This is a genomic window from Pseudomonas sp. SWI7, assembly GCF_006351945.1.
Taxonomy (GTDB): domain Bacteria; phylum Pseudomonadota; class Gammaproteobacteria; order Pseudomonadales; family Pseudomonadaceae; genus Aquipseudomonas; species Aquipseudomonas fulva.
On sequence record NZ_CP040930.1, the window covers coordinates 1,723,679 to 1,736,730 of the forward strand.

The 13,052-nt window shown below is 60.8% G+C and carries 12 protein-coding genes and 1 pseudogene; 7 read left to right on the forward strand and 6 right to left on the reverse strand.

The features are described from left to right. Positions 1-204 precede the first annotated feature (204 nt). Both FH041_RS07730 and FH041_RS07735 read right to left on the reverse strand, forming a co-directional pair. The gene (locus FH041_RS07730) at positions 205-465 is read right to left on the reverse strand and encodes an SMP-30/gluconolactonase/LRE family protein (protein ID WP_027915516.1); all 261 of its coding nucleotides are present in this window, start codon (positions 463-465) and stop codon (positions 205-207) included. Next, positions 462-1,307 (reverse strand): annotated as a pseudogene (locus FH041_RS07735) (SDR family NAD(P)-dependent oxidoreductase). The gene FH041_RS07730 and the pseudogene FH041_RS07735 overlap by 4 nt, the downstream one beginning before the upstream one ends. 315 nt (positions 1,308-1,622) lie before the next feature. Between FH041_RS07735 and FH041_RS07740 the strand changes: the two are divergent. Beyond that, complete coding sequence (locus tag FH041_RS07740; protein ID WP_140174375.1) at positions 1,623-2,408, forward strand: LysR family transcriptional regulator; 786 nt, start codon at positions 1,623-1,625, stop codon at positions 2,406-2,408. Positions 2,409-2,534: 126 nt separating this feature from the next. Here the strand turns inward: FH041_RS07740 and FH041_RS07745 are convergent, their stop codons facing one another. Both FH041_RS07745 and FH041_RS07750 read right to left on the reverse strand, forming a co-directional pair. Next, positions 2,535-2,720: a DUF1289 domain-containing protein gene (locus tag FH041_RS07745; RefSeq protein WP_023533540.1), complete on the reverse strand. Its 186-nt coding sequence runs from the start codon at positions 2,718-2,720 to the stop codon at positions 2,535-2,537. 100 nt (positions 2,721-2,820) lie between these two features. Next, on the reverse strand, positions 2,821-4,143 hold the full coding sequence (locus FH041_RS07750) for an APC family permease (RefSeq protein ID WP_110607474.1): 1,323 nt from the start codon (positions 4,141-4,143) through the stop codon (positions 2,821-2,823). Positions 4,144-4,370: 227 nt separating this feature from the next. On the opposite strand from FH041_RS07750, the gene cyoA reads away from it, so the two are divergent. Genes cyoA through cyoD form a run of 4 tightly spaced genes read left to right on the forward strand, consistent with a single transcriptional unit; the run spans position 4,371 to position 8,225 of the window. Beyond that, positions 4,371-5,294, forward strand: a complete 924-nt coding sequence (cyoA, locus tag FH041_RS07755) for a ubiquinol oxidase subunit II (RefSeq protein ID WP_080992867.1) — start codon at positions 4,371-4,373, stop codon at positions 5,292-5,294. A 4-nt stretch (positions 5,295-5,298) separates the two neighbouring features. After that, entirely contained in the window at positions 5,299-7,272 is a 1,974-nt protein-coding gene (cyoB, locus tag FH041_RS07760) for a cytochrome o ubiquinol oxidase subunit I (protein WP_027915512.1), read from the forward strand. 3 nt (positions 7,273-7,275) lie between these two features. Then, on the forward strand, positions 7,276-7,887 hold the full coding sequence (gene cyoC, locus FH041_RS07765) for a cytochrome o ubiquinol oxidase subunit III (RefSeq protein ID WP_027915511.1): 612 nt from the start codon (positions 7,276-7,278) through the stop codon (positions 7,885-7,887). Beyond that, positions 7,887-8,225, forward strand: a complete 339-nt coding sequence (gene cyoD, locus FH041_RS07770) for a cytochrome o ubiquinol oxidase subunit IV (protein ID WP_027915510.1) — start codon at positions 7,887-7,889, stop codon at positions 8,223-8,225. The genes cyoC and cyoD overlap by 1 nt, the downstream gene beginning before the upstream one ends. Before the next feature lie 50 nt (positions 8,226-8,275). Here cyoD and FH041_RS07775 read toward each other — a convergent pair whose 3' ends face one another. Together FH041_RS07775 and FH041_RS07780 are read right to left on the reverse strand one after the other, a co-directional pair. Further along, positions 8,276-9,508, reverse strand: coding sequence for an MFS transporter (locus tag FH041_RS07775; RefSeq protein ID WP_027915509.1), 1,233 nt, complete (start codon positions 9,506-9,508; stop codon positions 8,276-8,278). A gap of 70 nt (positions 9,509-9,578) precedes the next feature. Then, entirely contained in the window at positions 9,579-10,256 is a 678-nt protein-coding gene (locus FH041_RS07780) for an RraA family protein (protein WP_027915508.1), read from the reverse strand. Positions 10,257-10,480: 224 nt separating this feature from the next. Between FH041_RS07780 and FH041_RS07785 the strand changes: the two genes are divergently transcribed. Next, complete coding sequence (locus tag FH041_RS07785; protein WP_049696108.1) at positions 10,481-11,458, forward strand: hydroxyacid dehydrogenase; 978 nt, start codon at positions 10,481-10,483, stop codon at positions 11,456-11,458. A 73-nt stretch (positions 11,459-11,531) separates the two neighbouring features. Beyond that, entirely contained in the window at positions 11,532-12,860 is a 1,329-nt protein-coding gene (locus tag FH041_RS07790; protein ID WP_023533529.1) for an MFS transporter, read from the forward strand. Positions 12,861-13,052: the final 192 nt, after the last annotated feature.

A 13,052-nucleotide genomic window follows, 5' to 3' on the forward strand; every position in this document is an offset into this window, starting at 1 on the left:
ATCTGCTCAACCCGACACCGGCGGTGGCTCTGATTGTGGGCACTAGGCTTTGTATCAAGCGCCTTGATACTCGGTGAGGCTACGTTGAAAACAGTCTGGAGCGGCCGCACGGTCGGAAGGCTCATTTGCAACCCGTAAAGTCGAGCGCGACTTCGGCCGTCCTTCGGCTGTTTTCGCTTTGCCTGACCTTTGTCTCAAGACTTTTCACACAAAGCCTAGGATGGCAACGCCAGCATGCTGGGAGACAATCAGGTTGCCCTTTTCAGTCAAAGCCAGGGCGCCAATGCGCGCAGGCGATTCATACAGTCGCGTCAGTTGCCCATGCAGGTCCAGCGCATTGATCTGGCCACCACTGATGTCGACGAAGCGCAGGCACTGATGAGCTTCATCCCAGACCGGGCTTTCCTCCAGATCGGCCTGGCACGGTAAGAAGCGTTTGAGGTTTTCCTGAGGAGGCCTATTCATCGCTCCTTAATGTGGTCCCACCGCTGGGCAACTTGTTCGGCGCTAGTGGCCTTCACGCGGGCCAGATCGACTGGGTAATCGACATTTGGGTTTTCCACAAACCGCGTGGCCGTAAATTGGCCATTGCTGGCACGCAGGACATAACCTGTGTCCTGGCACTGCGGCGACGCCAGGAACACCACGCCGGGCGTCACCCATTCAGGCTTGAGATTCTCCGGTTCACCCGTCACGCCCCACATACGGGTCTTGGCCACTGGAGATACAGCATTGACGAGAATGCCGGCTTCGGTGCCTTCCATGCTTAGCGCATTCATGATGCCCAGTTGTGCCATCTTGCCGGCGGCATACGCCACCAGGCCCGGTTGGGCATATTGCTGGTACATCGCGCGGTCGGATGAGGTCAGCACGACCCGTGTGGCAGCAGACTGTTTGAGGTGTTTCCATGCATGTTTGCATAACCACACGGGGGTATAGATATTGATATCCACGGCGCGGCCAATGAATGTCGCATCAGCGTCTTCAATCGCTTGATAACCGACCCAACCGGCGTTATGAATCACGATATCGAGTTGACCAAATGCCTCGATGGCCATTGCCACCAGTTGCTCGCAACCCTGCTCACCGGACAAGTCCCCATGATGCCCCAACACGTTGAAACCTTAGCCCCGGAGCGCTTTCGCAGCCTCCATGGCAATGGAGCCATCGCCCCCGGCGCCCAGCTTATCTGCGCCGATATCACTAATTACCACATTGGCGCCCAGTGTCGCCAAAGCGTGCGCATAACTGAAACCGAGTCCTCGGCCAGCACCCGTTACAAGGGCGGTCTTTCCTGTAAAGTTCATGGTCTGTTTCCGCTTGAGTACCGCCCTACCTTAACAATGAATGTTCACGTTGTTTAATACTAACGGCAGCGCAGGTTGATACCTGGTGCCTATCAAGTTGCTGGTAAATCCGAATAATTTCTTGATGATTACTCTTCTGAGGCCCTTTCGTAAGCCACGCCACCGAACTCGGACCTGTTCGAGACCGCTTGCGGGTATTGGATCCAATGATTAACTTAGCTCTACTTTTTGTTTAGTATTTAGTCGGGGGCCTGTTAACCGGTAACCTTGCCGCACCCCCGTCCTCAGATCAATTCAGATGAAGGAACAGAAGAAGTGATCGAAACCCGCCTGCTGCGCCAATTCATCGCCGTGGCTGAAGAGCTGCACTTTCACAAGGCCGCTATTCGCCTGCACAGGGCCCAGCCCCCGTTGAGCCAAGCCATCCATCGGCTGCAAGACAAACTGGGGTTCAGTCTGTTCACGCGCAATAAGCGCGGGGTCAAACTGACCCCCGCCGGCAGTGCATTCCTGAGTGCGGCCTACAGCACGTTGAAGGCGCTTGAGCTGGGCATCGAACACGCACCCCAGGTGTCCGAGGGCATTGCTGGCAAACTCACAGTAACGGCATTGCCGATCTCGGCGGAAAACGTCGAGTCGCGCCTGTTACTGGACGAAGAGATCGTGATGGCCCTGCCCGCCCATCACCCGAAGGCAAAGGAAGGTCAGATCGACTTGAGGGACTTCGCCGGGGAAGACTTCGTCTTCACCCCCGAAGCGCTGGGCACCGGCTATCACAGCCAGCTGACCGCCTTGTGTGAAGCCGCCGGTTTTTACCCCAAGGTGGTGCAGGAGGCCGCGCAGATCCATACCTTGATAGGCTTGGTGGCCTGCGGTTTCGGCGTTGCTTTGGTGCCTGAGTCGATTGCCAACTCGATCATGCGCGACAGGGTCGTGTTCCGCCGTATCCACCCCGTGACCGCCTCCCCCAACCCGGCCATCGGCCTGTACATGAGCTGGAGCACCCACAACGAATCACCGTTGATGGACAGCTTCATTTCCATGTTCGACCTCGATGTCGCTCCCCAGGTCGAGGGGATGTTGGCCGCTCGTGTCAGTTAGAACGCCAGCTGGACATCCTGGAGCCATGCGGCAAGGACCAAGGTGATTGATGCCCATGCACAGGCCGCACGCCGATAAATTGCGCCTACCAACCGTTCCGGGCTGTCAACAAACCCTGCACACCACTCACCCCTTGCCCTTCTTTTTGATCTTCTTCAAGCGCGCAGCCGCTTTCTCGACCGTCGCCTTCTTCTCGGAACGCTTCATGTTTCGCCAGCCGCGTATCTCCTCCTTGCTGCGCCCGCAGCCGGTACACACTTCATGCTTGAGCTTGCAGCTCGACACGCAAGGGTTTTCAATCTCTTTGGCCATTGAACGGTTCCTGATGAGTAGCAGCGCAAGTCTGCGCAGGGGCGCGGTTGGCTAGTGAAGTATGGGACATTCAAAGCTCGCACATGATCGCTTGCCCCCGTCACTGTCCCGCATCACCCTCGCTAATGGTCCGACCAATGCCCTTGCCCGCCAGCCAGTGCAACACCGCCCCCAAACCCAGCAATGCCCCTGCCCTCAGCCAGTTCTCGAAAGGTTGCTGACTCAGCACCAGCAGGCACGACAGGATACCCAACACAGGGACCACCGGATGAACCGAGAAATGCTCGGCATCGACCTTTTCCTTCTTGAGCACCAACACCGCCACGTTCGTGCTCAAAAATACGAACAACAGCAACAGCACGACGGTTTCGGCCAGCACTTCCAGCGAGCCAGTAAAGGTCAGCAGGATGGCCAGCAGCGTGGTCGCGGCTATCGCATAACCGGGTGTGCCGCGGTTGGGTAGCACTTGGCCCAGAACGCGCGGCAGCATGCCATCGCGGGCCATGCCCCAGGCAAGGCGGCTGGCCATGATCATGGTCAACATGGCGCCGTTGGCCACCGCCACCAAAGCGATGATGGCGAATACACCGTGGGGCAGCCCCAGGTCAGCGTTGTGCACGATGTCCATCAAGGGCGTCTTGGCGTCGATCAGTGCCTGCACTGGCATGACCAACGCGGCGCCGGCGCCGACTGCCAGGTAAACCAGGCCGGCCACCAGCAAGGCCCCGAACAGCGCGCGTGGGTACGTCCGGCGTACGTCCTTGATTTCCTCGGCCAGGTTGGCGGACGTCTCGAACCCCACGTACGAATAAAATGCCAGCAAAGCGCCGCCCAGTACCGCAGTAGCCGGGCCCTGTTCGCCGAAATCCAGCAAACGGGTAGGCTCGGCCTGCCCTTGGCCGCTCAACACCGCCACAGCGACGATCACCAGCACCAAGCCGCTGAGTTCGATCAGGGTCATGACCAGGTTGGCACTGAGCGACTCCTTGATACCCCGGGCGTTGAGCATTGCCATCAATACTAGAAACAGGGGCGCCAGCACCGCCGAAGGCCAGTCGATAAACACGCGCAGATATTCCCCAGCAAACGCCAGCGCCAACCCTGCGGCACTGGTGATGCCTGCCGCCAACATGGCGAACCCCACCAAAAAAGCCAGCAACGGCGAGCCGAACGCCCGCCGTGCGAACACCGCCGCACCGCCAGCCCGGGGGTATTTGCTGACAAGCTCGGCGTAGGACGCCGCAGTCAACAGGGCGAAGAACAGTGCCAGGGCCAGAGGCGCCCAGATGGCGCCACCGGCCCGGTCGGCGATGGCGCCTGCCAGTGCGTATACCCCGGCGCCCAATACGTCCCCGAGGATGAAGAACACCAGCAACGGCAGGGTAATCACGCGTTTGAGTGAGGCGGTTGCGTCGCTGGCCATCATGGCGCTCCAATCGTCTGGTCAATGGCGCTGTGACTGCCCCCCTGCGCGCAAGGTTCAGTGCCCTGCCCAGGTGGCGCGCCAACTGCCAGCCACCCATGGGCATAAGTTCCCTGACCTGGGCTGCCATTCGTCGACCAATCGCGCATTGCAAACAACCTTGGGAGCATTGGGTTCCTCTCAGATGTGATAGCCGAAACATCTGACAACACATACGGGATGCTCACATGGCCAGGGAACCGAAAACGGCAAGGCGACTGCTCTGGATGATGGCGCTGGGCACCGTAGCACTCCAGCTCTCGGGCTGCGACATGGTGTTATTCAACCCCAAGGGGCAGGTGGGGCTCGAGCAGCGCAACCTGATCATCCTCGCCACCTTGCTCATGCTGATCGTAGTGGTACCGGTGATGATCATGGCGCTGGTGTTTTCGGTGCGCTATCGAGCCTCGAACGAAAAGGCCCGCTATACCCCCGACTGGAGCCACTCGCGGCTGATCGAAGCGGTGGTATGGGGCGTGCCGCTGGCCATCATCATCGTGCTGGGGGTTGTCACCTGGCGTTCGACCCATGCGCTGGACCCGTACCGGCCGCTGGCATCCGACACCCCTGCGCTCAAGGTCCAGGTCATCGCCATGGACTGGAAGTGGCTGTTCGTCTATCCCGAACTCGGCATTGCTTCGGTCAACGAAATGGCGATGCCTGTAGACACGCCCGTTGACTTTAGGGTGACTTCCGACGGCGCCATCACTTCGTTCTTCATTCCGGCCCTGGGCGGCCAGATCTACGCCATGGCCGGGATGCAGACACGGCTGCACCTGATCGCCAACCACGCAGGCGACTACACCGGGATCGCCGCCAACTACAACGGCCCGGGGTTCTCCGACATGCACTTCAAGGCGCTGGCCCTCGACCCGGCGGGCTTCGATGACTGGGTCGAACGCACCCGCGCCGCCGGGCGCCAGCTCGATGGGGCTGCCTACACGCAGCTGGCCAAGCCCAGTATTGCCCACCCGGTAGAACATTACGGCAAGGTCGACCCGCACCTGTTCCAGTCGTTGATCGACAAGTACCAGGGCGTCAACCGCTCCCGGGAGGTCGAACGCCGCCTCAGCGATTCCCAGGGCCAGAGCCCCCAAGGCAGCAAGGAGTAAGCGCATGTTCGGAAAACTGACCTGGGACGCCATCCCCCTCCACGAGCCGATCATCATGTACACGCTGGCCGTCGTCGGGCTGCTGGGCCTGGCGGTCGTAGGGGCCATCACCTACATGGGCAAATGGAAATACCTGTGGCAGGAGTGGTTCACTAGCGTGGACCACAAGCGCATCGGCGTGATGTACATCGTCGTCGCCCTGGTGATGCTGCTGCGCGGGTTCGCCGACGCGTTAATGATGCGCACCCAGCAGGCCATGGCCTCGGACGGCTCGCCTGGCTACCTGCCGCCTGAGCACTACGACCAGATCTTCACCGCCCATGGGGTGATCATGATCTTCTTCATGGCCATGCCGTTCGTGGTCGGGCTGATGAACGTGGTGGTACCTTTGCAGATCGGCGCCCGCGACGTGGCCTATCCATTTTTGAATGCCGTCAGCTTCTGGCTGTTTGTTTCCGGCGCCGTGCTGGTGAACCTTTCCCTGGGCATTGGCGAGTTCGCACGCACCGGCTGGGTGGCCTACCCCCCGTTGTCCGGTATCGGATACAGCCCCGGGGTGGGAGTGGACTACTACATCTGGGCGTTGCAGATTTCCGGGGTAGGCACCCTGCTCACCGGGCTGAACTTCTTCGTCACCATTCTGAAGATGCGTACCACCGGCATGACGCTGTTTCGCATGCCGGTGTTCACCTGGACAGTGTTGTGCACCTCGATCCTGATCCTGGCTGCCTTTCCCATCCTCACCGCCACCTTGTTCATGCTCACGCTGGACCGCTATTTGGGCATGCACTTCTTCACCAATGAACTGGGCGGCAACCCCATGATGTACGTGAACCTCATCTGGGCTTGGGGCCACCCCGAGGTGTACATCCTCATACTCCCAGCGTTCGGTATCTTCTCGGAGGTGGCCTCGACGTTCTCGCGCAAGAAGCTGTTCGGCTACTACTCCCTGGTGTGGGCGACCATCGTCATTACGGTGCTGTCCTTCATCGTTTGGGTGCACCATTTCTTCACCATGGGCGCAGGACCCAACGTGAACGCGTTCTTCGGCATCATGACCATGATCATCGCCGTCCCCACCGGGGTGAAGATCTTCACCTGGCTGTTCACCATGTACCGGGGTCGGGTGCGTTTCGAGACGCCGATGCTGTGGACGGTTGGCTTCATCGTCACCTTCAGCATCGGGGGCATGACCGGGGTCCTGCTGGCGGTGCCCGGTGCGGACTTCCTGTTGCATAACAGCCTGTTCCTGATTGCCCATTTCCACAACGTGATCATCGGCGGCGCGGTCTTCGGCTACCTCTGCGGCCTGACGTACTGGTTCCCCAAGGCCTTCGGCTTCAAACTCCATGACCCACTGGGGCGTGCTGCCTTCTGGTGCTGGTTGGCTGGATTTTACTTTGCCTTCATGCCGTCCTATTTCCTGGGGTTCATGGGCATGACCCGGCGCCTGAATCACTTCGACGTACCCGAGTGGCGGCCCTTCCTGCTGCTGGAAATGGTCGGTGTATTGATCATCCTGTGTGGCGTGGCCTGTCAGGTCATGCAACTGGTGGTGAGTATCCGCAAACGTCATGAGAACCGCGACACGACGGGCGACCCCTGGGACGGGCGCACGCTGGAATGGGCGACCGCTTCGCCGCCCCCGTTCTACAACTTCGCCGAGCAACCTGTCGTGGGCGGCATCGACGCGTACTGGGGCATGAAGGAGAAAGGCGTGAAAACCCTGGCCGAGATGGATTTTCGCAAGATCCACATGCCTCGCAACACCAGCCTGGGCCTGGGGCTAGGCGTTCTGTCCACGGTGCTGGGCTTTGCGTTGATCTGGCACATCTGGTGGTTGGTCATCGCCAGTTCACTGGCAGTCATCGCCACCCTGATCGTGCGCAGTTACGACCCCAATACCGACTACTGCATCCCGGCCGAAGCGGTCGAACGGATGGAAACCGAGCGTCGCCAACGGTTGGCGGAGGCCTGAATCATGTCCCATGTCGTGCACAACGAAACGGCCCGCGAGCAAGAGCATGGCCACGAAGACGCAGGCTCCCTGAGCCTGTTCGGCTTCTGGGTCTACCTGATGACCGACTGCATTCTGTTCGCCACCCTGTTTGCTACCTATGCGGTGCTGGGACAGTCTGTGGCAGGTGGGCCCAGCGCGGCGGACATCTTCGAACTGCCTTATGTGCTGGTGGAGACGTTCCTGTTGCTCTTGAGCAGCATCACCTACGGCTATGCGATGCTCGCCAACCACCGCCAGGACAAGCGCTGGGTGCTGCGCTGGCTGGGCGTCACGTTCCTGCTCGGCCTGGGCTTCATCGCCATGGAGATCAATGAATTCCATCATCTGATCAGCGAGGGCGCAGGCCCCCAACGCAGTGCGTTTCTGACGGCGTTCTTCACGTTGGTGGGCACTCACGGCCTGCACGTGCTGGTGGGGCTGATCTGGATGGCCCTGTTGATGATGCAGGTTCACCAGCGCGGCCTGACCTGTGTCAATGCTACGCGCTTGAGCTGCCTGAGCCTGTTCTGGCATTTCCTGGACATCGTGTGGGTCTGTGTGTTTACCGTCGTTTATCTGTTCGGGGTGATCTGATGAGTCGTCAAAGCCATGTACCTAGCAGTGCCGGCGCTAGCCAGAGCAGCCACCGTTCGTATAACACAGGGTTCGTGCTGGCAGCCCTGCTCACCCTGCTGCCCTTCGGGCTGGCCATGTACCCCAGCCTGCCGCGTCACCTGACCTTCATGACCGTGCTGGTGTGCGCCCTGGTCCAGATCGTGGTGCACATGGTGTTTTTCCTGCACCTGACCACAGCGCGAGAGCAGCGTTGGAACTTGATCGCGCTGGTGTTCACGGTGGTGATCATCACGCTGTTGGTGGGGTTGTCGCTGTGGATCATGTACTACGTGCACTACAACATGCTCGGGTTATGACTGTCTTCCCATCCGGGCTGGCCTGCCACCAGCAGGTCGGACCGGCGCGCTCATGCAGCCCGACGGTTGCGCCATGCACAAGTCCCCGCGACACCCAACAGCAACACTGCCCCGGCTGCACCCAAGGTGGCCGGGGCGCCCACACGAGCAGCCAGCAGCCCGGCGGCCATGCCACCCAACGCCTCGAACCCGAAGCGCATGGCGATGTAGAACGCAATGACACGTCCGCGCAGATGGCCCGGCGCTTGGCTCTGCAACTGCATGTTGGTGCTCACGTTGCTCAGCGTGATGCCGAACCCCAGCACCAGAAGCGCCAGCAATGCCAGCTGCCACTGCCCTGCCCAGCACACACCCAGCAGTGCCAGGGCGCAAAGCCCTGCGCCCACTTCGATGAACTGCCGAAGGCGAGGCAAGGCTCCGCCCACCGCCAGCACTAACGTGGCCACGAACGCGCCAGCGCCTGCCGCGCCCCAGAGCCAGCCCAGCACCCGTGCGTCACCGGCGTACACGCGCTTGGCCAGGATCGGCAGAAGCGCTGCATAGCAGGACGCCAGGAGGTTGACCATGATGACATTGAACAGCAGTTGCCTGACGCCCTGTTCCCGCCATAGATAAGCGAGGCCCTCACGAAAGACCTGGGCAGTGGAACCTGTCGCCCGAGGGCTGGCTGTGGCTTGCACCTTCAGCAACCCTGCCAGCAGCGCGGTGAAGGCGACGGCGGTCAAGGCGAAGCAAGCCGCCTCCCCCGCCACGGCTATCAGCCCGCCGGCCAGTGGCGGGCCCACGAAGCGGGCGGCGTTGATAAGCATCGCGTTGAGGACCAGCGCGTTGGGCAGGTCAGCTGGATCTTCCACGAAAGAGCCGATCAGGGCCTGACGCAGGGGTGTTTCGACGGCATTGAGCAAGCCCAGCAGCAGTGCCATTGCGGCAATGAAGGGGCCATCTACCCAACCAGCCCAGGTCACTAGCGCAAGCGCGGCCGATTGCGCCACCAGCATCGACTGGACCACGATCAGCAGTCGACGCTTGTCGTGGCGATCGATCCAGGCGCCTGCGAACGGACCGACGATCAACTGCGGGGCGAGAAAAAGAAAGGTGATCAGGCCCAGCAATACAGCTGACCCGGTCAGGTGATAGGCCAACCAGGACAGCGCGACTTGCTGAACCCACTTGCCCAAGGTCGAAACGCCTTGGCCGGCAAAATAAACCTGGAAATGATGGTGGCCCAATGCGCGTACAGCAGAAGGCCAACGGGTACGAGGGGGCGGCGTCAGGTCAGACAAGTGAGCGAGTCCTCAGGTGAGAAGCAGCCGCCATTGAAGGATCTTGCTCGGACCACGTGCGGGTCGATCCTCAGCCTGGCAGCAGGCAGCCTTTCTTTTTCAAGGACTCCAGGACCCAGGTGCGGTCATTGGTACCTTGAGCGATATGTTGCATTTGCGCCGTTTCGGCAGCGTGCTTGGCCGTGGCGCGTTGGTAGACCTCTGCGACATGGGCATAGGGTACGCACAGCAAGCCGTCATCGTCACCGATGATCAGGTCCCCGGGTTCGATCACCATGCCATCGATGGCGATGGGCACGTTGATCTCACCCGGCCCGTCCTTGTAAGGGCCGCGATGGGAAACACCGGCAGCGAACAGGGGGAAGTCACCGGCCTTGATGCTGCCAGCATCGCGGATTGCACCATGGATGACGATGCCCGCTACACCGCGCTTCACGGCGTACGCCACCATCATCTCGCCGATCAGAGCATTGGTCAGGTCGCCGCCGGCATCGACCACGATCACATCACCTGGCTCGGCGCTGTCGATGGCGTAGTGCAGCATCAGGTTGTCACCAGGACGGGCCTTGACCGTCAGAGCCGCGCCGCACAGCACACCTTCCCGGTGCATGGGGCGCAAACGCGCACCACCCGCCGTCATGCGATTCATCGAGTCGCTGACGTTGGCGACCGGCACCTCGCGGTAGCGCGATACCCACTCATCACCGATTTTTCGCGTGCGCTCAAGCACCTGGAAACCAATGCTCATGTGACCTACCTCTTCTTGGATTTATTGGGCGCGCTCAACGTCGAATCAGAACGCCATTTCAGAATGGCATTCCATTAAACAGATTTCAAGGGTTTGAAATCTCAGTTATTCGGCAATGTGGCTGACTAAAAATCTATTGTTGCAACGCCATTTCATTATGATAGGTTATTGGTGAAAGCACTCAGTGCAGTCCTACCGTCTTCAACAAAAACAAGGTATCGACGATGTCCCGTACCCTTCTGCTGACAGGTCCGGCGCTGGCCGACGACGCGATGCGCCTGGCCGATCAACACGCCATCCGCGTCATCCCCACCACGCCCTATCTGTCCGAGCATGAGCTCGAAGCGATCATCCGCGCAGAGCAACCCGATGCCATCATCGTGCGACAAGGCAGCCTGACCCGCGCGATGATCGACGCATCCAACGCGTTGAAGGTGGTCGCCAAGCATGGGGTCGGCTACAACACCATCGACATCCAGGCCGCCGCCGACCGGGGTATTCCTGTCTCCGTCGCCGTTGGGGCCAACGCCCAGTCAGTGGCCGAGCACGCCTTTGCGTTGATGTTCAGCGTTGCGCGCCAAACCGCCTTGCTCGATGCGCGCATGCGCGAAGGCCACTGGGACAAGGCCACTGCCAACGGCATGGAGTTGGCGGGCAAGACACTGGGCCTGGTCGGCCTTGGCTCGATCGGCGCGATCCTGATGGACCTGGTGGCGCCGCTGCGCATGAAGGTCAAGGTTTACGACCCTTACTTGCAGCAGTTACCCGTGCGTGATCACCTCGAGCGCGAAGAGGATTTCGATCGTTTGCTGGCCGATAGCGATATCATCAGCCTGCATTGCCCCCTCACAGACACCAATCGCAACCTCATCGGCGCCCAGCAGCTTGAGCGCATGCGTTCAGGTGCCATCTTGATCAACACCGCACGTGGCGAGCTGGTCGATACCGAGGCCTTGGTGCTTGCGTTGAGCGAGCGGCGCATCGGGGGTGCCGGCCTGGACACTTTCCACCCCGAACCGCCTCCGGCCGACAGCCCGCTGTGGGGCCTGCCAACCCTGGTCGCCACACCTCACATCGGGGCCAACACCAGCGAAGCCCGGGACCGCGTAGGCCTGGTTGCCCTGCAGCAAATCCTCGATGCCTGGGACGGCAAGGCGCTGGACCCGCGCTGTGTGGTGAACCGTCACCTGATCGATAACTGATTGCCCTTGCGCCGGCTTGTCCGGCCGCACAGACCCCTGCGTAACTCCAGAAAAAAAACAATTGGAGAGCACCATGAAAGCAGCCTCAACCCCGCCCAGCGAGCTCGAACGCGCCACCATGCGCCGTGTTGCCTGGCGTCTACTGCCCTTTCTGATCATCTGCTACCTGATCGCGATCATCGATCGCGGCAACATCGGCATGGCATCGTTGCAGATGAACCAGGACCTGGAGTTGTCAGCCAAGGTCTTCGGTTTCGCCAGCAGCTTGTTCTTCTTCGCCTACTTCCTGGTGGAAGTCCCCAGCAACCTGGCCATGCAGCGTTACGGTGCGCGCATCTGGATCGCGCGCATCATGATCACCTGGGGGCTGATCTCCGCCGGTACCGCCTTCGTGCAAGGGGCCAACTCACTGTATGTGATGCGCTTTTTGCTGGGCGCTGCCGAGGCCGGGTTCTTCCCAGGGGTGCTGCTGTACCTCACCTACTGGCTGCCGTCGGCGTATCGCGCGCGCATGGTGGCGCTATTCATGGTCGCGATTCCCGCCGCCAACTTCATCGGCTCGCCGATTTCAGGGCTGCTGTTGAGCCTGGACGGCTGGTTGGGCATGCGTGGGTGGCATTGGCTGTTCATCCTCGAAGGCATCCCGGCGGTGCTGCTGGGGATCGCCTGCCTGTTCGTACTGACCGATCGGCCTGAGCAGGCCAAATGGCTGAATGACGATCAACGCGGCTGGCTCACCGGGCGGTTGGCCGAGGAACGAGCACAGAAAACCACCATCGGTCATATCTCGCTGTGGAAACTGCTGCGCCACAAGGACATCTGGGTGCTCGCGCTGATTTACTCGGGCGCCTCGGCGGCTGGCAGCACCATGAGCGTCTGGGCGCCACAACTGCTCAAGACCTTCGGCCTGAGCTCCATGGAAATCGGGCTGGTGAACGCGATTCCTTATGGCGTTGCCTCGATCCTGATGGTCATCTGGGGCCGCAGTTCCGACCGCACCGGTGAACGTCGCTGGCACACCGCAATGACCATGTTGCTGATTGCGGCCGGCCTGCTGATGACCCTGTTCACCTCGTCACTGCCGGCCACGGTGGTGATGCTGACCATGGTGCTGGTGGGGGCCTACTCCATGAAAGGCCCGTTCTGGGCATTGGTGTCGGGCTGGTTGTCCTCCTCCACTGCAGCAGCTGGGCTGGCTGCGGTTGGCGCCATGGCCAACCTGATCGGGGGTGGCTTGATGGTCAACGTGTACGGCGCCATCCATGACGCCACCGGCAGCTACGCACTGGCACTGATGCCACTGGCGGCGTTGTGCACGCTGGCTGGGGTCATGGTGCTGGTCATTGGCCGCAAGCGCCAGCTTGAACAGGCGCAGGCCGCAGGAACGCTGGCTGCCAAGTAGAAGCCGCTTGGCGCTCGGTTGCCGTCCATGGCTCACAAGCGTGCCATGGAGCCGGCGAAGCCGGCGCCAAGTCAAACCACAACACTAAAAATCAGGCGGTGATGGCTTTACCACGTGGAAGGTTTATTCAAACGACCGGTAGACTCAGACTTCATACCTGGCGCCGCCGCTGCTCGGGCGACGGCGCCAGCG

Excerpts from the sequence above, each read along its gene's own strand:
- FH041_RS07750 (WP_110607474.1), bottom strand. The coding sequence starts at position 4,143 with ATGGCCAGCGACGCAACCGCCTCACTCAAACGCGTGATTACCCTGCCG.
- FH041_RS07745 (WP_023533540.1), bottom strand. The coding sequence starts at position 2,720 with ATGGCCAAAGAGATTGAAAACCCTTGCGTGTCGAGCTGCAAGCTCAAG.
- FH041_RS07780 (WP_027915508.1), bottom strand. The coding sequence starts at position 10,256 with ATGAGCATTGGTTTCCAGGTGCTTGAGCGCACGCGAAAAATCGGTGAT.
- cyoD (WP_027915510.1), top strand. The coding sequence starts at position 7,887 with ATGAGTCGTCAAAGCCATGTACCTAGCAGTGCCGGCGCTAGCCAGAGC.
- FH041_RS07785 (WP_049696108.1), top strand. The coding sequence starts at position 10,481 with ATGTCCCGTACCCTTCTGCTGACAGGTCCGGCGCTGGCCGACGACGCG.
- FH041_RS07790 (WP_023533529.1), top strand. The coding sequence starts at position 11,532 with ATGAAAGCAGCCTCAACCCCGCCCAGCGAGCTCGAACGCGCCACCATG.
- cyoC (WP_027915511.1), top strand. The coding sequence starts at position 7,276 with ATGTCCCATGTCGTGCACAACGAAACGGCCCGCGAGCAAGAGCATGGC.
- FH041_RS07730 (WP_027915516.1), bottom strand. The coding sequence starts at position 465 with ATGAATAGGCCTCCTCAGGAAAACCTCAAACGCTTCTTACCGTGCCAG.
- cyoA (WP_080992867.1), top strand. The coding sequence starts at position 4,371 with ATGGCCAGGGAACCGAAAACGGCAAGGCGACTGCTCTGGATGATGGCG.
- cyoB (WP_027915512.1), top strand. The coding sequence starts at position 5,299 with ATGTTCGGAAAACTGACCTGGGACGCCATCCCCCTCCACGAGCCGATC.